At 62.7% G+C, this 21,855-nt stretch carries 26 protein-coding genes and 3 pseudogenes; 16 read left to right on the forward strand and 13 right to left on the reverse strand.

Translation table 11 applies throughout. The annotated features are described in order from the left end of the window. Positions 1-130: 130 nt before the first annotated feature. Positions 131-883 (forward strand): type I methionyl aminopeptidase, encoded by a 753-nt coding sequence (map, locus tag JQ627_RS30660; RefSeq protein WP_212488099.1) that lies wholly within the window; start codon positions 131-133, stop codon positions 881-883. Between the two features lie 80 nt (positions 884-963). On the opposite strand, the gene JQ627_RS30665 is transcribed toward map, so the two are convergent. Next, the gene (locus JQ627_RS30665) at positions 964-1,185 is read right to left on the reverse strand and encodes a hypothetical protein (protein ID WP_212488100.1); all 222 of its coding nucleotides are present in this window, start codon (positions 1,183-1,185) and stop codon (positions 964-966) included. A gap of 352 nt (positions 1,186-1,537) precedes the next feature. Between JQ627_RS30665 and JQ627_RS30670 the strand changes: the two genes are divergently transcribed. Then, on the forward strand, positions 1,538-1,720 hold the full coding sequence (locus tag JQ627_RS30670) for a hypothetical protein (RefSeq protein WP_212488101.1): 183 nt from the start codon (positions 1,538-1,540) through the stop codon (positions 1,718-1,720). 19 nt (positions 1,721-1,739) lie between these two features. Here JQ627_RS30670 and JQ627_RS30675 read toward each other — a convergent pair whose 3' ends face one another. The 3 genes from JQ627_RS30675 to JQ627_RS30685 form a co-directional block, all read right to left on the reverse strand. Continuing rightward, positions 1,740-3,119 (reverse strand): VWA domain-containing protein, encoded by a 1,380-nt coding sequence (locus JQ627_RS30675; RefSeq protein WP_212488102.1) that lies wholly within the window; start codon positions 3,117-3,119, stop codon positions 1,740-1,742. A gap of 5 nt (positions 3,120-3,124) precedes the next feature. Then, positions 3,125-4,072, reverse strand: coding sequence for a MoxR family ATPase (locus JQ627_RS30680; RefSeq protein WP_212488103.1), 948 nt, complete (start codon positions 4,070-4,072; stop codon positions 3,125-3,127). Positions 4,073-4,218: 146 nt separating this feature from the next. Further along, positions 4,219-4,419 (reverse strand): hypothetical protein, encoded by a 201-nt coding sequence (locus JQ627_RS30685; protein ID WP_212375101.1) that lies wholly within the window; start codon positions 4,417-4,419, stop codon positions 4,219-4,221. Positions 4,420-4,646: 227 nt separating this feature from the next. Between JQ627_RS30685 and JQ627_RS30690 the strand changes: the two genes are divergently transcribed. Next, the gene (locus JQ627_RS30690; protein ID WP_212488104.1) at positions 4,647-5,621 is read left to right on the forward strand and encodes a quinone oxidoreductase; all 975 of its coding nucleotides are present in this window, start codon (positions 4,647-4,649) and stop codon (positions 5,619-5,621) included. A 39-nt stretch (positions 5,622-5,660) separates the two neighbouring features. On the opposite strand, the gene JQ627_RS30695 is transcribed toward JQ627_RS30690, so the two are convergent. Together JQ627_RS30695 and JQ627_RS30700 are read right to left on the reverse strand one after the other, a co-directional pair. Further along, entirely contained in the window at positions 5,661-5,936 is a 276-nt protein-coding gene (locus tag JQ627_RS30695) for a hypothetical protein (RefSeq protein WP_212488105.1), read from the reverse strand. 99 nt (positions 5,937-6,035) lie between these two features. Next, on the reverse strand, positions 6,036-6,644 hold the full coding sequence (locus JQ627_RS30700) for a S24 family peptidase (RefSeq protein ID WP_028156659.1): 609 nt from the start codon (positions 6,642-6,644) through the stop codon (positions 6,036-6,038). Positions 6,645-6,809: 165 nt separating this feature from the next. On the opposite strand from JQ627_RS30700, the gene JQ627_RS30705 reads away from it, so the two are divergent. Continuing rightward, positions 6,810-7,340 (forward strand): GcrA family cell cycle regulator, encoded by a 531-nt coding sequence (locus tag JQ627_RS30705; protein ID WP_212488106.1) that lies wholly within the window; start codon positions 6,810-6,812, stop codon positions 7,338-7,340. Positions 7,341-7,379: 39 nt separating this feature from the next. Beyond that, positions 7,380-7,955 (forward strand): hypothetical protein, encoded by a 576-nt coding sequence (locus JQ627_RS30710; RefSeq protein ID WP_212488107.1) that lies wholly within the window; start codon positions 7,380-7,382, stop codon positions 7,953-7,955. Between the two features lie 41 nt (positions 7,956-7,996). Here the strand turns inward: JQ627_RS30710 and JQ627_RS30715 are convergent, their stop codons facing one another. Beyond that, positions 7,997-8,350 carry a hypothetical protein gene (locus JQ627_RS30715; protein ID WP_212488108.1) on the reverse strand — a complete coding sequence of 118 codons (354 nt, stop codon included), beginning with the start codon at positions 8,348-8,350 and terminating at the stop codon, positions 7,997-7,999. 734 nt (positions 8,351-9,084) lie between these two features. Here JQ627_RS30715 and JQ627_RS30720 point away from each other — a divergent pair. Then, the gene (locus JQ627_RS30720) at positions 9,085-9,270 is read left to right on the forward strand and encodes a hypothetical protein (protein WP_014493704.1); all 186 of its coding nucleotides are present in this window, start codon (positions 9,085-9,087) and stop codon (positions 9,268-9,270) included. Positions 9,271-9,413: 143 nt separating this feature from the next. Next, positions 9,414-9,755 (forward strand): phasin, encoded by a 342-nt coding sequence (locus JQ627_RS30725; RefSeq protein ID WP_212488109.1) that lies wholly within the window; start codon positions 9,414-9,416, stop codon positions 9,753-9,755. Positions 9,756-9,871: 116 nt separating this feature from the next. On the opposite strand, the gene JQ627_RS30730 is transcribed toward JQ627_RS30725, so the two are convergent. Next, on the reverse strand, positions 9,872-10,048 hold the full coding sequence (locus JQ627_RS30730) for a hypothetical protein (RefSeq protein ID WP_212488110.1): 177 nt from the start codon (positions 10,046-10,048) through the stop codon (positions 9,872-9,874). A gap of 97 nt (positions 10,049-10,145) precedes the next feature. On the opposite strand from JQ627_RS30730, the gene JQ627_RS39820 reads away from it, so the two are divergent. Continuing rightward, a complete protein-coding gene (locus JQ627_RS39820; RefSeq protein WP_409363828.1) occupies positions 10,146-10,277 on the forward strand; it encodes a hypothetical protein in 132 nt (43 codons plus the stop codon). 119 nt (positions 10,278-10,396) lie between these two features. On the opposite strand, the pseudogene JQ627_RS30735 reads toward JQ627_RS39820, so the two are convergent. Next, positions 10,397-10,957 (reverse strand): annotated as a pseudogene (locus tag JQ627_RS30735) (alpha/beta fold hydrolase); the annotation flags it as partial. Positions 10,958-11,111: 154 nt separating this feature from the next. Beyond that, a pseudogene (locus JQ627_RS30740) lies at positions 11,112-12,365 on the reverse strand (ShlB/FhaC/HecB family hemolysin secretion/activation protein); the annotation flags it as partial. Here JQ627_RS30740 and JQ627_RS30745 point away from each other — a divergent pair. Next, a pseudogene (locus JQ627_RS30745) lies at positions 12,358-12,789 on the forward strand (EAL domain-containing protein); the annotation flags it as partial. The pseudogenes JQ627_RS30740 and JQ627_RS30745 overlap by 8 nt on opposite strands. 23 nt (positions 12,790-12,812) lie before the next feature. Here the strand turns inward: JQ627_RS30745 and JQ627_RS30750 are convergent. After that, complete coding sequence (locus tag JQ627_RS30750; protein WP_028156652.1) at positions 12,813-13,073, reverse strand: hypothetical protein; 261 nt, start codon at positions 13,071-13,073, stop codon at positions 12,813-12,815. A 277-nt stretch (positions 13,074-13,350) separates the two neighbouring features. On the opposite strand from JQ627_RS30750, the gene rocF reads away from it, so the two are divergent. The 4 genes from rocF (at position 13,351) to JQ627_RS30770 (ending at position 16,688) form a co-directional block, all read left to right on the forward strand. After that, complete coding sequence (gene rocF, locus JQ627_RS30755) at positions 13,351-14,328, forward strand: arginase (protein WP_212488112.1); 978 nt, start codon at positions 13,351-13,353, stop codon at positions 14,326-14,328. Positions 14,329-14,488: 160 nt separating this feature from the next. After that, positions 14,489-15,760 carry a sulfite dehydrogenase gene (soxC, locus tag JQ627_RS30760; RefSeq protein ID WP_212488113.1) on the forward strand — a complete coding sequence of 424 codons (1,272 nt, stop codon included), beginning with the start codon at positions 14,489-14,491 and terminating at the stop codon, positions 15,758-15,760. Then, positions 15,747-16,289, forward strand: a complete 543-nt coding sequence (locus JQ627_RS30765; protein WP_212488114.1) for a c-type cytochrome — start codon at positions 15,747-15,749, stop codon at positions 16,287-16,289. Before soxC ends, JQ627_RS30765 begins: the two co-directional genes overlap by 14 nt. 114 nt (positions 16,290-16,403) lie before the next feature. Continuing rightward, positions 16,404-16,688, forward strand: a complete 285-nt coding sequence (locus tag JQ627_RS30770; RefSeq protein ID WP_212488115.1) for a hypothetical protein — start codon at positions 16,404-16,406, stop codon at positions 16,686-16,688. Positions 16,689-16,768: 80 nt separating this feature from the next. Here JQ627_RS30770 and JQ627_RS30775 read toward each other — a convergent pair whose 3' ends face one another. Next, positions 16,769-18,013, reverse strand: coding sequence for an NRAMP family divalent metal transporter (locus tag JQ627_RS30775; protein WP_249143529.1), 1,245 nt, complete (start codon positions 18,011-18,013; stop codon positions 16,769-16,771). Between the two features lie 804 nt (positions 18,014-18,817). Between JQ627_RS30775 and JQ627_RS30780 the strand changes: the two genes are divergently transcribed. Both JQ627_RS30780 and JQ627_RS30785 read left to right on the forward strand, forming a co-directional pair. After that, on the forward strand, positions 18,818-18,991 hold the full coding sequence (locus tag JQ627_RS30780) for a DUF3606 domain-containing protein (protein WP_212488116.1): 174 nt from the start codon (positions 18,818-18,820) through the stop codon (positions 18,989-18,991). Positions 18,992-19,009: 18 nt separating this feature from the next. Next, positions 19,010-19,174 (forward strand): hypothetical protein, encoded by a 165-nt coding sequence (locus tag JQ627_RS30785; protein WP_212488117.1) that lies wholly within the window; start codon positions 19,010-19,012, stop codon positions 19,172-19,174. Between the two features lie 17 nt (positions 19,175-19,191). Here the strand turns inward: JQ627_RS30785 and JQ627_RS30790 are convergent, their stop codons facing one another. Continuing rightward, positions 19,192-19,377 carry a hypothetical protein gene (locus JQ627_RS30790; protein WP_212488118.1) on the reverse strand — a complete coding sequence of 62 codons (186 nt, stop codon included), beginning with the start codon at positions 19,375-19,377 and terminating at the stop codon, positions 19,192-19,194. Positions 19,378-19,837: 460 nt separating this feature from the next. Between JQ627_RS30790 and JQ627_RS30795 the strand changes: the two genes are divergently transcribed. Continuing rightward, a complete protein-coding gene (locus JQ627_RS30795; RefSeq protein ID WP_212488119.1) occupies positions 19,838-21,733 on the forward strand; it encodes a patatin-like phospholipase family protein in 1,896 nt (631 codons plus the stop codon). Positions 21,734-21,855 lie beyond the last annotated feature (122 nt).

Genomic DNA, 21,855 nt, shown 5'->3' on the forward strand with positions numbered 1-21,855 from the left:
GTGCCAGATTGTCGCGGTTTTGTTCCGGGTGTCATCCAGGGCGCCGCAAGATCCAGGAGTCTTGCGTGCGCTCTCCCGTTTGCAAGTCGGCATCCCAACAGCTATGTCCGCGGCTTTCGGAGAGCTTGATATGACCATCTCGAATGAGAACGATCTGATCTGCCTGAAAGAGGTCGGGCGTATCGTCGCCAATGCCCTTGAGGCGATGGGGAAGGCCCTCGAGCCCGGCATGACCACCTCTGAACTCGACCAGATCGGACGAAGGCTCCTTGAGACCGCCGGGGCGCGTTCCGCGCCGGAACTGGCCTATGCCTTTCCTGGCGCAACCTGCATCAGCGTGAACGAAGAGATCGCTCATGGCATCCCGGGTGCCCGACGGATCGAGCGTGGCGACCTCGTCAACATCGACGTCTCAGCCGAGAAGAGCGGGTTCTTTGCCGATACGGGAGCGTCGTTCGCCGTTCCGCCCGTGCCCCGTTCGATCGAACGTCTTTGCAGGGATGGTCGGCGGGCGATGTGGACGGGCCTGCGGCAGGTTGGAGCCGGCAAACCGATTGCCGGCATCGGTCAAGCCATCGGGGCTTTTGCGCGGAAAAATGGCTATACGCTCGTCAAGAACCTCGCCAGCCATGGTGTCGGCTTGTCGCTGCATGAGGAGCCGACAGAGATCGCGACGTGGCCCGACGCTTCCGAGCGTCGCATCATAAGCGATGGCCTGGTGTTCACCGTCGAGCCGTTCCTGTCCTTTGGCGCCGAGTGGGCCGAGGATGGCGACGACGATCCATGGACGCTCTACAGCAGCCCCGAGGCGCCGACGGTGCAGTATGAACACACCGTGATCGCAACCCGAAACGGACCTTTGGTCCTTACATTGCCCGGTTAGGGTCTCGCGACGCGCCTTAAGCGAAGAGCAAAGAACTATTCTTCAGTCGATCGTGCATGCGCCGCACACCGGCAGCGCGGTTACGCCACGAGATCCAGCAGCCGGCACGATCCGCGCACCAGCACCTTGCGTCCGATGGGAGTCATCGCGGGTACGCCGTCATCGATGACGACGAGACCAAGCTTGACGAGGCTGTCGACGAGATAGGCCTTCGAGAGGCGATGGTTCGCTACGGGGTTGCGAAGTGTGCGCAGGGCTGCCCATTGATCCGGCGAAAGGTCGAAGTCGAAATCGTCGTTCATGTTGCCTCAAGCGATAGTCACGTTCGCGCCCCTGTTAGCGGCGCTGCATGAAGACCATGCGACGACAATGAGTCGGGAATTCGGTGAGCTGTTTAGAACGTCTCTTCACAAATTGCCGCAGATCGTTGCGTCACAAGAGTTAGGATCGTTCTCGGGCGAATATCGTCCCGATCTCCGATCACTTATTGATGATTTGTCCTTGATCGTGCGTCGCGAACTACCGCAGTGCACGGGAAGCATCACTGTCCCATTCTGCGTCGCGATATGCACAGCAATGGTGAGGCAAAGGGGTTGGGACTCTGTTACGCTGATTCTCAGGGGATTAGCTTTCACACGACAGGAGTGTGAGTGCATGAAGAGGCTTGTCGAAATTCGCAGTCAGGAATTCCTCTGCCGTGAGCGCGCCGCGCTGGATTCGCAGCGTCGGTTATTCTGGCTCGCGCAGGCCCAGGAATGGGAACAGCGCGCGCTCGACGAAATCGCGTATCACTTTCGTGAGTGCAATCGAGCCCAGGCTGAGCTGAACGCCGCCTGACGCCGGAGCTGATCATTCTTTACTGATAAGTCGCCACGATATCGGACACCGCGCGCTCGAGTTGCTGCGCGGTGGCGCATTGGCGCACGACACTGCAAAAGGTCGCGTAGCGCGGCATCTCGGAATCACCGAAGCCCCAGGCGAGCCGTCCTTCGGGATTGAGCCAGACCACTCGCTTCGAGCGTTCGGAGATGCGGCGCAGGATGTCGGCGCGCGGGTCGAGATTGTTGCTGCGGGCGTCGCCGAGCACGATCACCGTGGTCTGCGGCGTCAGCGTGCTCATGAACTCCTTCTCGAAATCGACGAGCGAGGAGCCGTAGTCGGATGAGCCGAAGCCGACCTTGGACATGATATCGGCCATCGCCTCTTCCGGCGACTTCTTTTCCAGGATCTCGCTGACCTCGATCAGATGCGAGGAGAAGGCGAAGGAGTGGACGTCGTCGACCACCTCGTGCAGCGAGTGGATCAGGAGCAGGAAGAAATCGGAGACCTGCGCGACCGAGCCGGAGACGTCGCAGATGGCGACGATCTTGGGCCGGTCGCGATGCTTGCGCTTCCACGCGGTGAGGAAGGGCACGCCGCCCCAGGCGGCGTTGCGGCGGAGCGTGCGGCGGACATCGAGATGGCCGCGTCGCTGGCGCTTGCGCGGCTTCGAATAGCGCTCGCGCAGGCGGCGCGCGATCTGGCGGATGAGAACGCGCATCTCGGCGACCTGGCGCCGCTCGATGCGGGCAAGCGGCGCGTTGCGCAGGATCTCGTTGCGGAGGTTTTCGGCCTCCTCGCGCGCATAGAGCGCAAGGCCTTGCGAGACGGTGTCGCGGACTGCTTCTCGCAAAGCGTCCAGCGCGCCGCGCAGACGCTCGGCCAGCGACGGATTGGTCGCGGTGAGCGCGTCGAGATCGTCGCGCAAGCGCTGAAGGCCCATGGCGTCGAGGATGCGGCTGGAAAAGATGCCGCGCTGAGTTGAATAGCGGATATCGGACAGGGAAGCCGAACCGGAAGCGCTGGCGATGGCGGCTGCGATCGCGGTGCGATCCTGCGACAGCAGCATCTGCGCCAGCGGGCCCAATCCTTCGGGAGGCTGGCCTTCGCCCGCTTCGCCGGCCGAACCGGATGAGGCGGACTGATCCGCGTCCTGCGAGGCGTCGTCGTCGTTGTCGGCCTCGGGCTGATCCTGCCGCGGCTCGGGCTGGCTGAAGAAGAGATCGAAGCAGTCGCCGAGGGCGAGCTTCTCGTCCTGCGACTTGGCGAGCGTCAGGAGCAGCGCATCGCGCAGGATGGCGCGGTCGGAAAAGCCGACTTGCTTGACCGCGCGCATCGCATCGATGCTTTCGGCGGGCGAGACATGGACGCCGGCACCGCGCGCCGCCCGAAAGAAACGATGGAGGTTCTCGCGCATCGGCGTCAACCGAAGACGTTGGACCGTGCCGCCTTGGCAATGAAGGTCGTAACTTGCGGCGTTGCTGCCTCGATGTCGGCCTCGTATTTCAGGAGCACATTGAGCGTGTCCTTGACGATTTCCGTATCGAGCTCCGTAGCCTGAAGTAGAACCAGAACGCGCGCCCAGTCGATGGTCTCACTGACCGAGGGCAGCTTCTTCAGGTCGAGCGAGCGGATCTCGTGGATGAAGCCGACCATCTGACGGCGCAGCGCCTGCGAGATGCCGGGGACGCGACTCTCGACGATGCGCTCCTCCAGCCGCTGCTCGGGGAAGCCGATATGCAGATGCAGGCAGCGCCGCTTCAGGGCGTCGCCGAGGTCGCGCTCGCTGTTGGAGGTGAGGATCACCGTCGGGGGCGTGATCGCCGAGACCGTGCCGAGCTCGGGGATCGTGACCTGGAAATCGGAGAGGATTTCCAGCAGCAGCGATTCGAATTCGGCATCCGACTTGTCGATCTCGTCGATCAAGAGCACGCAGCCGCCCGGTTGCTCCAGCGCCTGGAGCAGAGGACGCGGCTCGACGAACTCCTTGGAGAAGAAGACGTCGCCGAAATCGTGGAGCTGGGCGAGCGCGGCATGTAGCGTCTGCGCGCCGCCGAGGACTTCGCCGAGCTTGTCCTTGAGGATCTGGGTATAGAGAAGCTGCTTGGCGTATTTCCACTCGTACAGCGCCTTGGCCTCGTCGAGGCCCTCGTAGCATTGCAGGCGGATCATCTTCATGCCGCGCCAGGCGGCAATGGCCTTGGCAAGCTCGGTCTTGCCGACGCCCGCGGGGCCCTCGACCAGGATCGGCTTCTCGATCTGTTGCGACAAATAGACGGCCGTCGCGATCTGCCGGCTCGCGATATACCCTTGCGCGGCGAGGCCGCTCTCCACTGCCTCGATCGAGGTCGAGGCCTTCTGTTCAGCCACGAATGGGCGCTCCCAAAGGTCTTGCTTGAGGCTTGTTCTGCCTGCGTTCCCGGCAAAGAACAAGCCTCGTTTGGGAGGCATCAGACCCGCGCGACCGGCGTTTTTTCCGTTTAACGCAAATACTTGAGCGGTTCGCCGTTTCGCGATCAGTGCCGCAGCAGCTCTGGCTTGCGGATGGTCTGTCTGAGCTCGGCGCCGCAATCGGCGCATTCATAGACGAAGTCGATCTTGGCAAGGCTCCAATGCGGCTCGACCTCGCGAACGTACATCGGCAGGAACCCCATGCATGTCGGGCAATTCACAGGCGCGATCTCGATATCCTGATGATGCTGTACATAAGCTGGCATCTCGGCTCTCCTTCGCTGGCGACCACCAAAACCCCGCGCAAAAGCTACTGCCGGTTGCCCCGGACCCGTCATCAACTCTTTCGAACAGAGGCGGAACGGCGGACCTTTGTCGTTCGCTGTGACATTCTTGTTACGTCTCTGTACTGTAACGGGCGGACCAAATACCTATTTCACAGGCCGATCCGTTATCCACGGACCTTCGCTGCAACAATAAGGGAGCAACGCCCATGACGCATGCCATTCGCTTTCACAAGACCGGCGGTCCTGAAGTCCTGGTCTGGGAGGAGGTTGGCGTCGGCAAGCCCGGACCTGGCGAGGCGCGCATCCGCCATACTGCCGTCGGTCTCAACTTCGTCGACATCTACAATCGCTCCGGCGTGTATCCCGCGCAATTGCCGAGTGGTCTTGGCAGCGAGGCGGCCGGAATCGTCGAGGAAGTCGGCGCGGGTGTCACCGATCTGAAGCCGGGCGATCGCGTCGCCTATGGCGCCTCACCGCTCGGTGCCTATTCCGAGGCGCGGCTGATCCCGGCCGACCGGCTGTTGAAGCTGCCCGACGGCGTCGACGACAAGACCGCGGCGGCTATGATGCTGAAGGGGCTCACCACCCAATATCTGATCCGGCAGACCTACCGGGTGAAGGCCGGCGATACGATCCTGTTGCATGCGGCGGCCGGCGGCGTCGGATTGATCTTGAGCCAGTGGGCAAAACACCTCGGCGCGACGGTGATCGGCACCGTCAGCAGTGATGAGAAAGCAAAACTCGCCAAGGCTCATGGTTGCGATCATGTCATCATCTACACGCGCGAGGATTTCGTGAAGCGCGTGGACGAGATCACGGGCGGCAAGAAGGTGCCGGTGGTCTATGATTCCGTCGGCAAGGATACGTTCCTGAAGTCGCTGGATTGTCTTGCGCCGCTCGGTGTTGCCGCGCTGTTCGGTGCGTCCTCCGGCGCTGTCGAGCCGCTCAACCTCGGCCTGCTCGCGCAGAAGGGCTCGCTCTACGTCACCCGTCCGACGCTGTTCACCTACGCTGCCAAGCGCGAGGCCCTGGTCGCGATGGCGAACGAGTTGTTCGACGTTGTGAAGTCCGGCGCAGTCAAGATCGAGGTGCACCAGACCTATCCGTTGAAGGACGCCGCCAAGGCGCATGCCGATCTCGCCGCACGCAAGACCACGGGCTCGACCGTCCTCACGGTGTGATCGCCGGCCGGGCAGTGACGCAGGCCGTTTGGGCCTGCGTCACGTTTTCTCGTGCTTGCGCTGGTCGCGGGCGTGATCGAGGCGGATGGCCTGGAGGTCGACTTCTTCAGGCGGAACCTGGGGGAGGGCGGCCTCGGTCAGGAGCGCCTCGGTCACGTCCTCGACCGCATTCTCCGCGATTTCGTGGATGAACGAGATGTTTCGGTATTCACCCGAAGCGACGCGGGAGATGATCTCGCGCCTTGTGATTTCGGGATCGACGACCGCCTCGCGTCCGCGCCGCCCATAGTCGATCATCACGACGAAATACTGCATGAAACGATCCTGCCGCGCCCCGTAGCCGGGACTGCGACAGAATATTTCCGAAAACCAGAATTAAGTCAAGAGATATTTCCGAAAATCGGAAACCCTCGCCTATTTGCTCTTCTTGCGCGGGCGTGCCGACTTGGCGCGCAGCCGCTCGAGCTGGCCCTTGGGCATGGACAGGCAGATCTCGCCGACCCACTCGAGCTTGACGCCGACGATCGGCTTGGCGTTGAAGCTGGTGAGGTTGACGACGGAGGGCGACTTGCCCCGCTCGATGGTCTTCAAATAACGCTCGCCGGTCTTGAGCCGGACCACGGCCTCTTCGCCGTAGAAGCTCGACAGCGGATGGCGCTGGTCCTTGTAGACCACGATCACGTCGCCGCTCTCGTATTTGGGCAGCATCGAATCGCCGACGATCTCGAAGGCGACGGTCTCTTCCATGATCGGGAACGGCAGCGCGATATCACCGAGGCCTTCCGGGGGAACCTGTTCATAATCGGGCTCGATCACCGCGCCGGCCCCGACGCGGCCCATGATCGGCGCGAGATTGAGCTCGAGATATTCCATGATCGGAATGATTTCGGACGCCTTCACCAGGCGCTCGCCGCCCAGGATCTCGGACACCGCGCCGGGCCGCACGCCCATGGCCGCCGCCAGGCCGCCCTTGCTCTTGCCCGTCTTCTCCAGGCCCCGCTCGATCATAGCAACGTCCAACATGGTGATTCCCTCGATTGCCCATCGTCCCGCCTCTTGTAATCCGAAATTCGGAATTGATGCAATTATGAATATCAGAATTGTCGCTTGACTCTTGCTTCGGAATACCGGAATGTGAGCTTCGCCTCGCGATCGAGCGATCGGGGAGGCGCATCACAGGACAGCAGCATGGAACCGGGTCATTGGCCGTCGGAGCACTCCGACGCGCTTCGCGACTATTTTCTCAAGGGAATGTCTTATGCGGAGATCGGAAGACAGATTAACGGGAGATTTGGAACGGCTTACACACGCAACGCAGTGGCAGGCCGTGCCAAGCGGCTGGGACTCGCGGCCCCGGCGCGGATGACGAGCCCATCGATCGTGCCGTCCTTGCCGTCAGGAGCCTGTCTTATCGGGCCGCCCCGTCCGACGTTACCGAACCTGAACTTGCCACCGAAATCCGCAATGATGCCCGCGCGGGCCAAGTTGCGCTGTGTCGGTGTCCAGCCGCGTCTGATCCCGCTGGTCGAACTCGGGCGCGAAGACTGTCGCTATCCCTATGGCGGCGACAAGGAAGGGGAGGTGATCGCCTTCTGCGGCCATCCGCGCCAGCCGGGCTCCAGCTACTGCACGCCGCATGCCCGCCTGACGCGAAGGTCTGAAGCTGCGTCCGCCCGCGCCGCCGGTCCCGTCGTATTGAGGCTGATCTCTGCCGCCTGACGCGACCGCTATCCGTTCAATTTTGCGAGGAGTATCCGAGTGGCACATGCACGACGCAACAAGTTCTACAGATTGACTGGAATCTACGATCGGCGATCACGCGAGGTGCCGTTCAATGCCGAGGTGGCGGAGGTCGAGGTCGACAATCCGCTGGCGCTTGATGCCGGCGAGAAGATCGCGGCCGTCCGGTCGGTTCGCGGCGATCCGCTCGGCCGGTTGCACGCGCATCACCAGATCGACGAGGCGCAATATCGCGGCGGGCGCGCCTTCCAGAGCGACTGGGAGAGGGCGGAGCGCGGGCCCCAGGCGGTGGACCCGACGCGCGAATATGTCGATGGCGCGGGCTCGCGCGAGCCCGTCACCGAAGGCCAGCGCCAGGCTGTGCTGCGCCTGAACCGGGTCGAGCGCGAACTCGGTACCGACGGCGCCGCGCTGGTGCACGACGTACTGGTGCTGGGACTGACCATGGATCAGATCGGGGAGCGGCGCGCCGTCCGTACCCAGCGCTGGAACGACTATTTCGCGCGGCGCTTTCGCGAGTGCCTGGACCGGCTCGCGCTGGTCTACGGTTTTGCAACGGAAGGCAAGGCTCGGCGGGCAATGCGGTGCCGATGACGGCGGTGCGCCTGCGGCTCGGCCGCAGGCGCACCGGCTCGCTACGGATGCGGCACGATCTGGTAAGGCGTCGTATAGGGCTCGACACGGAGAGATGCGTTGGCCAAGAGCCCGATCTTCGCGGTCGGCGCCTGTTGCAACTCGCCGTTCGGGCCGCGATGCACGTTGTACTGCCAGACCGTGAGATCGCCCTTCTGCGCCAGCGCGTGCGCAACCGCGCTCGCATCGTTACCGCCGAGCGCTTGGAGCTCGTCCGCCGACAATCCGACGACGATTTCGTCCTTGATGGTGACGATCTTGAACAGATTCATCCTGGTCTCCGCCCATGCGCCTTGTATCGAGAGGGTGAGAAGCGCGACCGCGGCGCCCTTGATGAGATCGCAGCGAGAAAGCATGCTGTCGTCCTTTGGTGCTGAGGTGCGCCCGAATCGATAAGTCCGTCGGCCATGGCGCCCGTTGTCTGCGTGGCCGCTTCGCAACCGCTTGGTCGTTCAACCTTGAACGACGGTTCATTGGCGGAAATATCTTCGAAACGATGAACCCTGCTGCGAGGAGCCGCGTCCAAGTCGAACAGCTCAAGGGGGAGTCAGATGAATTTCGCCGGCACGGCCTGCCTTCTCGTGTCCCTGGGCACGGCAGGCTCGGCGGCGGCCGCCGATCCCTTCTGCAGGTTCATTTCGTCGACGATACAACCGCCGAAGTCGGGCTCAACAATTACGTGTATACCCTGAAGAAACTTTAATCTGACCTCGCCAATCGCCGTTCACACCGGAAACACGGCGAAACGCCGCACCGATTGACACCGATCGAGGTCGTGTGCGTGAGTGATGCCGCTTCTTGACGCAGGTGGGTGACGACGGTCCATATTCCTGTTATCCGGAATTGCCGTGGTGCGATGCAGACGAAGCATCGCTGCTGCGACGGTTGGGCTTGCCGGAAGGGTTGTTTCTTGACATAATTGCAACCTGTTCGGCTGAGCCGGTCCGTGTGATATGTGGTTCGGCGTGCTAACCTACCGGGTGCCCCGGCCGAGATCTCAGGGGCACCATGGCGTCCGGTCATGGTGTCCGGTTCTCGAGCGAGACCTCAACGTCTGATCACGAAGGCCGATGCTTGTCATAGGTGCGAGATGAAAAACCTCAATTTCGCGGCTGAACTGCACCTTAAGCTCGGCGCGCCGGCAAGCAGCACCGTTGAAAGTCTGCGCCTGCTTCGCGCATTCCTGAAGCTCGCGCCTCGACAGCGTTTCGAGGTCATCAAGCTGGTCGAAGATCTCGGCACCGAAGAAACCCTTCCCGAGCACCCCCTGTCCTGAGCCCGGCCGCGCGCCGGCCCTACGCCTCGTCCTTCGTTTTCCTGCCGGAGCCGGACCGCCGGGCGACGCTTGTCCCTAGGCTGCCGCTGGAATGCGATCCGGCAAGTGTGGTATTCAGTTGGGAAAAAGGGAGGAGTACGACCATGATCGAACCGAAGCTTGAGGTTCCAGCCGAACTGCGCGACCTGGCCGAAAAGACGATCGACCAGGCGGAAAAGGCATTCGGCATGTTTTTCGAGGCTGCCACCAAATCGATGACGTCGGTTCCCGGAACCGGTACCGAAGTGTCCAAGCAGGCGCTCGCGTTCACCGAGCAGAACATGAAGTCGGCGTTCGAGCACGCGCGCAAGCTCGTGCATGCCACCGACCTTCAGGAAGCGATGCGGATCCAGTCCGACTTTCTGCGCAGCCAGTTTACCAGCGCAGGAGACCACATGCGCCAGATGACCGGCAGTTTCATGCAGCCCGGCAAGGGGAAGTCCTGATTTCCGGCGTGCGCTGCGTGCCCGCAAATTGATCCTGCGCAGTGTGGATATCGTCACGTCGATGCTGGAGCAGGATCCGGCGCCTCTCATGCATTTTGCTTTGCGGGGCGCCGCGCTCAGCCGCAGCACGATCCTGGAAATTGCGAGAGATCGATGCGGGCGATGATCGACCGCAGCAGCTTGCGGGTCGCACGATAGAGATGCCGCGCGAATGCCGGTGTCCTCGCAGCTGGCAGGCCAAAGCTTGCCGTAACGAGACTCTTCGTATCAGGGCTTTCGATGGAGTGCGACACGTGCCTCTCCGGGGTGGTGAGGCTCTTTCTATCGTAGCCGGCCTGGAGCTGCCTTGATCTGCCGCAAAGGGATCCCGGCTAATAGTCGCCGGGGTTCATGATCATCGGGCTTCTGGTGTCAGCCGGCGCGAGCGCGCTGCTGGCACTGTCACGCAGGAAGCGATCGAGTGTCGCCTGGATCTTCTCCTTGACCGCATCGGGACCGCGATCGCTCATCTCGGTGTGCTGAGCGCCGGTATGGACGATGTCGATGCCGCGCGCTTTGGCCTCTTCAGGCGTCGGCAGCACGCCCGGGTCGGTCTGGAAATGCGGATCCTTGGAGCGGAACGACAAGATCTTCAGGTTGTCGCTGAGCACGAAGGGTACCCGCAAATTGTCGAGCGTGATCACCTTCGACACGATCTCCGGGTGCTGATGGGCGACGTACATCGAGACGTCGCCACCGTTGGAATGGCCGACGAGGGTGATGTGGTCGTAGTCGGTGTTTTCCTGCCGGCGCTTCAGTTCGGCCAGGGTGAAAAGGATGTTGGCCTCGCAGCGGATGTAGACCTCGCGCCGCCCGACATATTGCTGACCGACATGCGTCATCAACGGCGGATCGCTCGGCAGGTCCTGCTGGATGCTGGCAACGAGATAACCGCGCGCCGCGAGCACGTTGGCGAGGAAGGAATATTCGGTTGCCTTGACGGTGTTGCCGTTGCTGATGATGGCGAGCGGGAGCTTCCAGAGTCCGAGATTGGCCTTGGTCTCGTAGTCGCGCCGCACCGCGATTTCGACCGAGATCGGCCGTTGGCGCGAGGCATCGAACAGGGTCAAAACCTCATGGCGGATCGCGAACCGGCTGACGACGAAATACTGGCCTACGCCGAGGACGCAGAGAAAAGCCAGGATTGCAAACACCCTTTTCATGGATCGGTCTCAAATCAGTTTCGGCTGAACATGGTTATCGGGAACTCCCGGATCGAGCGATCGTGAGCAGGTTACGGGATTAAATTTAGGCAAGTCTGTGAGGAGCGCCGCAAAAGGGCCGCATCAAGGCACGCTTCAGCCGAGGGCTACGCGGCTAGAGGCAGCCGCCCCGGCCGCGTTCGGGGCAAAGCCGGAACGCGCTCGACAGGGTGAACAGGAAGCGCGGGTTGCGTCGCTCGTTGTCTGGCGCCCGGCAGCTCAGGGGGAAGGCCACGCCGAGATCGGCTTGAAGATCGTCCGGCAGAAAGAACCGCACGCCGGCTCCGGCGGATGTCAGCGCCAGGCCGTCGCTCAGGCGGTAGCCGTCGTTCCAGACTGCGCCGGCATCGCCAAAGGCGTAGAGCTGATAGCCGGTCCAGTAGCGGAAATTCAGCGTCTGGTCGAAGGGTACTTCGAGCGAGCCGGCAAGGCCGTTGTCGCCGCTGATCTCGGCTGCGCCATAGCCCCGGCCAAAAGCCGCGCCGCCGAGATAGAATTGCTGCGAGGTGAACAGCGGCCGCGATGCCGTCTGGCTCGCTGCGGAGAGCTTGAGCGACCAGGCGTCGTTGAGCGTCCGGTCGCGCGTGAACCAGAGGTTCAGCACCGAGAAGTTCGACGCGGCGCCGTCGCGCGACAACAGATCGTCGTCGAAATGCGAGGCACCGAAGATGTCGAGGCCCTGGCGGTAGGTCAGCGTCGCGAAATTGGTGCCGCCGAAGCGATCCTGGAGCCGGTAATCGGCGGTCAGGCTCGCGGTCCTGATGTGGTCGTTGTACCAAGGGCCGTAAAGGTCGTGTTCGGACACGTTGCTGAAGGTCCCGGCCACGGTGAGCGTCAGCCCCGACGATTGCGACATGAAGGGCACGGTGCTTGCCCGCAGTTCGAACGCCTCCGTCGTGGTGATGTCGCTGTCGAGGCGGCGGGCGTCATCCGGCCGGACCGCGCTATACAGGACGGAAGCGCCGAGGCGCAGGCCGTCGACGCCGACGGGCGCGTCATAGGATAAGCGCGCAAAGCCAAGCTCACGCGGGTCGTTGGCAATGGTCGACAGGTTGACCGCCAGCGTATCGCCGGGCGTGAGATAGGAGTTGAACGCGCCGGTCGCATAGGTCTGCCACGGGCCGACCGACGACGAACCCAGATTATCCAGGCCGAACGACGAGAAGAGGTGCCAGGTTTTCAAATAGACGACGAGGCGAAAGCGGCCGGTGGGACCGCCGATCTCCTCGAGCGCGGTGTCGGTGATCCGGACGCCCGGCCTGCCGTTGATGAGGAAGAGCTGGCGCTCGAGCGTCGCCAGGCGCGACGGCTGCTCGGAGAGAACCGGCCCCAGCATCGGCCTCACGCCAAACTGCTCGGCGCCGTCGCTGCTCGAGCTCGAAGTCACAGAGGATATCCTGCTCTATGACGAAAGCCGCGTGCTCGACATGTTCAAGCGGATCCAGCAGCTCGGCGTCCGCGTTCTGTTCGACGATTTCGGAACGGGCTATGCATGCCTGAGCTATCTGAAGAAGTTTCCGCTCGACGGGCTCAAGATCGACCGGTCGTTCGTGCTTGACTTGCTCGCCGATTCCGACGACGCCGCGATCGTCGGCTCGACCATCGGTCTCGGCAAGCAGCTCGGGCTCACTGTCGTGGCGGAGGGTATCGAGAACCGTGCCACGGCCGACTTCCTGGTCAGCATGGGATGCGAGGAAGGACAGGGATATTTCTTCGGCCGCCCGATGCCTGCCGAGGCATTCGAACGGCAATTCCTGCCGCAGCCCCGATCCGTCACCCCGCGGCCTAGCTGACTCACCTCACGCGGGCTTCATTGCTAACGCCGGCGGGCGATGGCAACCCCGAACAGAAAGGCGACAAACAGGCTCGCGAGCGGCGCTTCACGTGTGATTGCGGCGACCGTCGAGAGCGGTTTACCAGGCTTTCGAGCTTCGTCGATGACATGCGTCAAGCGGTCGACAGCAGCGCGCAAGCCTCCCGCGACCTCACCGATCGTATGGGAGACGTCGGCCGCCGCGTCGATGGCGCGCTCGGCCATGCCGGGCTGGGACGGGGGCTGCGGAATTTCGGTGCTCAAATTCGTAAACTCCGCTTCTGACGAAGTGAATGAGGCCGGCACCTTTGGCTATCCGCGCGAGCGCTCGTTTTGAACAGCGGGTCCGAAGACCTTTGGCTATCCGCGACAGGCGCCGTAATGTACGGCGGGTGCCGGCCTTGCAAGGGAAATGCGGCGCGCGGGATTTTGTTCCGGGACGGCTTCTCGCGCGGCGTCTTTTCACCGGGAAATACCCGTGAAACGACGGGCACGAATCTCTGTTAGGCTGGCGGCGCCTTGCTGATCTCAGGAGATTACCGTGACCGATCGGATCATGACGGATCGAGCCCGGCGCATCGCCTTGCTCGGCGCGCCCATCGACATGGGGGCTTCGCAGCGCGGGACCTTGATGGGCCCTGCGGCGCTGCGCACCGCCGGCCTCGCGGCACTGCTCGAAAGCCTTGATTTCGAAGTTGTCGATTACGGCGATCTCTCCGTGGCAGAGGTCAGGGACCTCGCTGACAGGCCGCCCGAAAAAGCCAATCACTATCGCGAAATCCAGCGCTGGACGCGCATACTGAGCCGCAGAGGCCATGAGATCGCACAAACCGGCGCGTTACCGATCTTCCTCGGCGGCGATCACACATTGTCGATGGGCTCGGTGAATGCCATGGCGCGCCACTGGCAGGAGCGCGGACGCGAGCTGTTCGTGCTCTGGCTCGACGCCCATGCCGATTACAATACGCCCGAGACGACGATCACCGCCAACATGCACGGCATGTCGGCGGCGTTCTTGTGCGGCGAGCCCGGCCTCGACGGATTGCTCGGCGATGATCCGCGCGCCTCGATTGATCCTGACAGGCTGGACCTGTTCGGCGCACGTTCGATCGACAAGCTCGAAAAGGAGTTGATGCGCACACGCCGGATCAGAGTTGTCGACATGCGCCAGATTGACGAGTTCGGCGTCGCTGTGCTGATCCGGAGCGTCATCGAGCGCGTCAAGGCGAGCGATGGTGTGCTCCATGTCAGCTTCGATGTCGATTTCCTCGATCCGTGTGTGGCGCCGGGAGTCGGCACCACGGTGCCGGGCGGAGCGACCTATCGCGAGGCGCATCTGATCATGGAGCTGCTACATGATTCCGGCGTGGTGGGATCGGTCGACATCGTCGAGCTCAATCCGTTCCTGGACGAGCGCGGTCGCACCGCACGCACCGCGGTCGAGCTGATCGGCAGCCTGTTCGGACAGCAAATCACCGACCGCCCGACGCCGAGTAACGCGATCGCACCAGGCGAGTGACGCTGAGAGCTGTTTTGCATTGCGAAGAACGGAACTGCTGTTGCAGCTGGCTGATCTAGACCAGTCCTGGTCGAAATCGCCTGTTTTTGAAATACGTGCCGATTGCAAACGCACTTCGCGGAAGGTTTGATGCGGGTCGAGCTTCAGCCGAGGATCCGCAATGAGCAGCACGATCGACGCCGAGGGAAAATCCCGAAGAGCAACACGCCGTCGCTTCCTGCAAGGCGGCACTGCGGTGGCGGGCGGCGCCGTTCTGGGTGCCGGTGCGTCGGCGGCAGCGGACACCGATAATCTTCCGCCCAGCATTCCCGAATGGATGAAGGCGCCGGGCGAACCGATGGGAGGCCAGCCCTATGGCACGCCGTCACCGTTCGAGAAGGGCGTCGTCAAGAACATCTCGAAGACTCTCAAGCAGTACGTTTCTGCCTCCGGCCGGACGCCATTGCAGGAGCTCGACGGCATCATCACGCCGAATGGATTGTTCTATGAGCGGCATCATGGCGGTGTTCCGACCATCGATCCGGCGCAGCATCGGTTGATGCTGCACGGCCTTGTCGAACGGCCGCTGATCTTCACGATGGACGATCTCAGGCGCTTCCCGTCGGAATCGCGCATCCACTTCCTCGAATGCTCCGGCAATCCCGGTTACATCAAGCCCTATGGCAAGACGGCATCGGACCTCGTGGGTCTGGTAAGTTGCGCCGAATGGACCGGCGTGAGCCTGAAGCTGGTGCTCCAGGAGGCCGGATTGAAACCGGACGCCAAATGGGTCGTCGCCGAAGGCGCTGACGCCGCTGCGCTGACCCGCAGCATTCCGATCGAGAAATGCCTCGAGGATGCCCTTCTGGTCTACAGCCAGAACGGCGAGCGGTTACGTCCGCAGCAGGGCTATCCCTTGCGGCTGTTCCTGCCGGGCTTTGAAGGCAATATGAGCGTGAAGTGGCTGCGCCGGCTGCACGTGACTGCGGAGCCCACTTACTCGCGCGAAGAGACCTCGAAATACACCGATCTCTTGCCCGACGGCACCGCGCGCGAGTTTTCCTTCTACATGGAAGCCAAGTCGATCATTACGCGCCCCTCGGGCGGTCAGCGCCTGAGCGCGCCTGGCTTCCATGAGATCACCGGCATCGCCTGGAGCGGACATGGCAAGATCAAGCGTGTCGAGGTGTCGGTCGATGACGGCAAGAGCTGGCAAGACGCGCGATTGCAGGAGCCGGTGTTGACGCGCGCGTTCACGCGCTTCCGCCTGCCTTGGCAATGGGACGGCAAGCCAGCCGTGATCCAGAGCCGTGCCGTCGACGAGACCGGCTATGTGCAGCCAACGCTGGCCGAGCTGCTCGCGGTGCGCGGCGAGAACTATTTCTACCACAACAACGCGATCTGGCCCTGGCGCATCGCGGCCGATGGCGAGGTGACCAATGCGTTGGCGTGAGACTTGCGGCGTTGCCGCCGCAATCGCGCTGGGTGCCTTCGCGAGCGAAGCGCGGGCGCAGAGCCCTTATGGTATCGGTCGCCCGGCGACGGCTGCGGAGATCGCGGGCTGGAATATCGATGTCGGACGTGACGGCAGCAATCTGCCGAAGGGAGGCGGTTCGGTCAGCCATGGCCGCGAGGTGTACGCCCAGCAATGTGCCTCGTGCCACGGCGAGAAGGGCGAAGGCGGCCTGGGCGATCGGCTCGCCGGAGGGCAGGGCACGATCGGGACGGCCAAGCCGATCCGCACCGTCGGCAGCTATTGGCCTTATGCGCCGACACTGTTCGATTATATCCGCCGCGCCATGCCGCAGAACGCGCCGCAGTCGCTGAGTGACGAGGAAGTCTATGCGGTGTCCGCCTATATCCTGAACCTGAACGGACTGGTGGGAGCCGATGCGACACTCGATGCCAAATCGCTTGCGGCCGTCAAAATGACGAACCGCGACAGCTTCGTCGGCGATGCGCGCCCCGATGTCAAAAAGTGATCGTATCGGAACGATCAGTTCCGCGCAGTGGCTCGGAACTTGCTTAAGCGAAAGATGGAACTCGCAGGATGCGTTTGAGTTAATCCGCGAGAGGAAAAAGCACGGGTCCCTTCGATGGCAACTGGTCGCTTCGCAAACTCCATGTCCTCGGCGCTTCGCCATCCCGGCGTGATTGCGCTGATCGTGGCCGGCTTGACGATCGCTGCGATGTTGATCGTCGATCACGGGCCATGGAATCGCGCCAAGACGCAGCCGGCACATGTCGCGATGTATGCAACGACGGGCGAGGCTGCGCACGCCGCCGGCGCCAAGGTGCTTCCCACCGAACCGAAGTCGCCGGTCGAGCCGGAGCGGCCGGGGCCGAAGACGTCCCCGACGGTCAATCCTGTGACGCCGTAATACGGTTCATCTGCGCGCCGGCCATACTCGCGGCCTTCGTCATCGCGTCGCAGATATCGGCGGCACTGTCGCCGGTCTCGTCAGCCGATCGCGGACGAGCCGAGCAGAGCAAGGACTGCCAGCGCCATGATCGCGGTGCCGAGCCAGCCCAGCGCGACCAGCCACGAGCGGGCCTTGAAGCGGCCCATGATCGCACGGCTCGAGACGATCAGCATCATCATGGCCATGACGGGCACGGCAACGATGCCGTTGAGCACCGCGCTCCATACCAGCATGTGGATGGAGTCGATGCCGGTGAAGCCGAGGCCGAAGCCGATGATGGTTGCGGCCGCGATGATGGTATAGAAGCCGACGGCTTTCTCCGGCTTCGCCTCCAGCGTGGCGCGCCAGCCGAAAATCTCCGCAACGGCGTAAGCCGCCGAGCCCGCCAGCACCGGGATCGCCAGGAGGCCGGTGCCGATGATGCCGAGCGCGAACAGCGCGAAGGTGAAGTCGCCGGCGAGCGGGCGCAGAGCTTCGGCCGCTTCGGTCGCCGAGTTGATCTTGGTGACGCCGTTGGCGTTCAGCACGGACGCCGTGGTCAGGATGATGAAGAAGGCGATGCTGTTGGAGAGCAGCATGCCGACGATGGTGTCGGCCCTGATGCGCGCGATCTCGGGGTCGCCCCCGTTTGGAAGGTCGCGCAGCGGCTTGTCGCGCTTGCCCTGGTTCATCTCCTCGACCTCTTGCGAGGCCTGCCAGAAGAAGAGATAGGGGCTGATGGTGGTGCCGAGCACGGCGACGACCATCAGGAAATAGTCGGCGCTGACATTCACCTTCGGCCATACCGCGGCGAGCAACGCGGTGCTCCACGGGATTTCCACGGTGAAGGCGGTGGCGACATAGGCGAACAGCGTCAGCGTCAGGAATTTGAGCACCGGCGAATAGCGGCGATAGGGCACGAACACCTGGAGCAAGGTCGAGCCAGCCGCGAAGATCAACGCGTGCTCGTGATTGAGCCCGCCGACGACCAGCGAGAGCGCCTCCGCCATCGCGGCGATGTCGGCGGCGATGTTGAAGGTGTTGGCGATGACGAGCAGCGAGACGAGCCCCAGCACGATCCAGCGCGGTGCGAGCTGCAGGACGTTGGCGGCGAGCCCCTTGCCGGTGACCCGGCCGATGCGAGCGCTGACGAGCTGAATCGCGATCATGAACGGCAGGGTCAGAAACACCGTCCAGAGCAGCCCGTAGCCGAATTGCGCACCCGCCTGCGAATAGGTGGCGATGCCAGACGGGTCGTCGTCGGCTGCGCCGGTGATGAGCCCGGGCCCCAGCCGTTGCAGCAGCCCCGGCCCGGACTTCGCCGAACCTTCGGCGCTGTCGTGCCTGGCGGCGTGCTGTTTCGATCTGTTTGACAGGGCTGACCTTCCGGAATTGCGAAGTGTGCTTTAAGCGCAATCCTAGCCGCAAAGTTCCTTCGTCGGCCATCGCCGCGCCGTCGGCCGATGCCGATGCTCTGTCATTCCTTTGACACGTCGGGCAAAACACTTGTAGAGTTATACCATCGCAGAGTTCGTCGAGCCCGCACCGTCACCGGTTGCGGGCTTTTCGTTTGCCCCATGTTTCGTTTGCCCCATGTTCAAACGGTCACCAGCGTAGCGCTTCCCAGGGTCGTCTCGCCGACGAAGGCGAGCGTGCAATTGGACAGCGCAGCGAGGTCATAGTCCACGGTCGGGTAGCGGCAAGCCAGCACTCCGCCCGGATGTCGCTCGGCTTGACATTCGTCAAATTCGCGTGCCCGCTGAAGCCTTGGAACCAAAGGTAGATTCGCGCGTTGCGCTGCCGCGCGAGGGCAGTTTCCCAATCCGGCCCGGCAGCACAGTCACGGTGCAGTCCCAGCCTTGCTCAGGGCAGAGACTGCGCGCCATGCAGGCAAAGAATTTGCAAGCACAAAGGGGGCTCGCTTGGCCGCCGACCTGGTTTTCAGAATTGCAATCGTCGGGCTGTTTGTGTTTTCAGCCGTGCTGGCTTCCATGCTGTGGCTCAACGTGTGAGCCTCGACGTGTGAGCCTCGCCTTGTAAGCCGCGCCCCGCCGTTTGGAACGGCCGGTCCATGGTGGCGTTTTTCCCGTCTTAGGGAGGAAACGCAAATGGACAATCTCACGAAGCGCGCGCAGCCGGACCGCAGCAAGATCAACATGCACGAGGCCTTCGAGGTCAAGTACTGGACGCACGCGCTCGGCGTATCGAGGGAGGAGCTGCAAAAGGCCGTCGACAAGGTCGGCAATTCGGCCGCCGCCGTCCGCAAAGAGCTGGCGAGGTAGCGCGTTCAACGCAAGGATTTGACGGAGGGTATCATCGGCCTGGAAGCAGTGTTCTTTGTCGGCGCCTTCATCCTGCTCGTGGCGCTGATCTACGGCGTGCTGCGCAACCGCTCCCCCAGCCGCACCGAGCGTCATGTTGCCGAGAGCATCGTACGCAAGCGCTATGAGAACAACGAGACGTAAGCCCGAAACGCGTCCTGCTACTTGATGCTGACGAACATGCCCCAGGCGGCGGCCAGTGCGCCGCCGGTGAAGACGACCACCGGGTTGTCGCAGAACGTGCTGCCATAGCTGCAGACGTTCGCGCCGAACTGGCCGAGCTCGTGATGGCCCGCGGAGTAGAACAGTCCCGACAGCACCAGTAATGCGGCGGCGACGTAATACATCGACGGAATCTCCAGCTTGCCCGCGCGTCCTCGCAGGGGACATGTCCCAGCATGGCGCGGGAAGATTTCATTCCGCCGAATCCGCTTCGCCGCATTTAGATAAAGTTTGACCCTTTGGGCAAACGATGCCGTGACGCAAAAAATGAACGCGGCTAGAGCGTGTGCTTATAAATCCGCGATGTCCGCTTAGCCCCCAAGAGCGGTGCAGAAGCGGACTTCGATGAGGTCCGGGAGGGGCCACAAGCACACTCAAGCGCCGCAGCGAACGGAGGCGGTCCGTGAATGTCGAAAGCGGCCCCGAGGCTGCAGCGTCGTAGCGGCAGGATAGCGTCACGATCTATGTTGCGGTGCTTCTATGATGCATCGCAAAGAGCTGGCGCGCAGACCCCCATATTCATTCTGGCAGACGAGGCGACCCGGCATTAACATCAGGGCCGGGCAGTCGAACTGGATGTCGCCAATGAATGAAGCGAGCGCGACATTTGCGTGGGGGAACGTGTCTGAGGACTTCGCTTTGTTCAGAACGCTCAGTCCGGAACAGCGGATGACGGCTCTGAACGCAATGGTTCGCCTCGATCTGGTGCGGGGAGAACGGCTCGTTGCCCAAGGGGCCCCCTCGGACTCACTGTTTTTGGTGCTGCACGGTGCGCTAGCTGTGTGCCGAAATGGCGAGCTCGAACCTCTCGCCGAGCTCCGTGCCGGCGAATTGGTTGGCGAAATCGGCTTCTTTGCAAATGTCCCGCGCACTGCCAATGTAATTGCCATCCGCGACACCAGCGTGCTCGTGTTGACACGTGCAGCCTACCAGAAGCTTGCCCGGGACGCCCCCGCCATTGTTGAGGCAGTGCTTGCGGCGCTCGCGCTCCGTTTTGGCAAGGAGACGGCGCGTCTCACGCCGCTTCGCGCGTCGCCAAGGGCCAGAACGGTGGCCCTCATCGAAGGTGGACGCGAGCTGTTGCCTGGCGCCTTTGATCGTCGAATGCGCGATGCGCTCGCCGCCACCGATGCGGAGATCGTCGATGTCGCCCGCGTCAATTCCAGGTTTCCCGGGCGAGCCCCGGATGCGCCCGATGTCGCTGAATGGCTCAACAGACTAGAACACGCCGCGCCGCTGGTCGTTTACCTCGGAGATCGCGATGCCGATGCCTGGACACGCAAGGCTATCCGCCAGGCCGACATGGTTGTGTTCGGGTGCCGTGGCGATGCGCCGGTGGGACCCTTGACGGATGTCGAGACTTTTGCCTGCGAGGTTCACCCAAGGTCGGCGCGACGCCTCGTTCGCGTCCATGATCGACGGAGCAGTCACGTCAGTGGAACCGCGGCCTGGCTTGCTCGGCTGCCCTCCTTCATGCATCACCATGTCGCGTTGGGGGATCAAGTTGATTTCGACAGTCTAGTCCGATTCCTGTCGGGTCGCGCGATTGGATACGTCGCCGGCGGCGGCGGAAGCCTTGGGTCGGCGCATGTGGGGGTCTACAAGGCCTTCTGCGAGCTTGGCGTGATATTCGATATCTTTATCGGCACCAGTGTCGGCTCTGCCATGGCGGCCGGATTCGCAAAGAACCTCAAAGCCGAGGATCTTGAGCGCGGCACGGACGATATTTTCGTCAGGAGTCGCAGCTTCCGGCGGCCAACCTGGCCGCGTTACGCCTTGCTGGATCATAAGGCGTTCGATCGGGCGCTCGCCCGTCAATTCGGCCACGACTGCCGGATCGAGGATTGCTGGCGACCTCTCGCGGCAGTCGCAACCAATCTTTCGACCCATAATCTGGAATTGATCCGCTCGGGATCGCTGTGGCAGGCGGTGCGTGCCTCAAGCGCAATTCCTGGATTATTGCCGCCGTTCTACACGCCAGAAGGTGCGATGCTTGTTGATGGATGCCTGATCGATAATGTGCCGCTGGCACCGATGCATCAACTAAAGAGTGGCCCCAATCTGGTTGTGCATTTCGGCGAGCCGGCGGCTGAGCTGTTTGATGTCGCGTATGATGCGTTGCCCGGACGGCTCGAGCTGATCGCGGCAATGCTGATGCCGTTTCGTAAGAAGCTGCTTCCCGCCGCGCCGAGTGCCGTCAACGTGCTGTGGCGAAGCCTCGTGGCGCATCAGCGTTACGATACGTTGCCGACGGGACCACTCGATCTGGTAATGCGCCCGCCCTGTCCGCTAGGGATCGATGTGACGGACTTCGACCGACATACGGAGATTTTTCAGGCGTCTTACCTTTGGGCCCGACAAGCTATCGTGGCGCTGGAAGCAGAGGGCAACCCGGCAATGGCCGCCATCCTCGCTGCCGGAAAGCCGGCAACAACGCGAGGTGCCGTCGTCGAGCTCGCCAGTAATGCTCTATCCAGCTGAGCTGCGGGTGCGTCTCGCCGTCTGTCCCGCCGATTGGCCGCGCCTTGGGGCCGGCCTCAGATATTGATCAGCCCCAATGTCCGGTCAGGGTCTAAACCGGCAATTCTCTGATTGAGGAAAGA

This window comes from Bradyrhizobium liaoningense, from assembly GCF_018130785.1.
Taxonomy (GTDB): domain Bacteria; phylum Pseudomonadota; class Alphaproteobacteria; order Rhizobiales; family Xanthobacteraceae; genus Bradyrhizobium; species Bradyrhizobium liaoningense_A.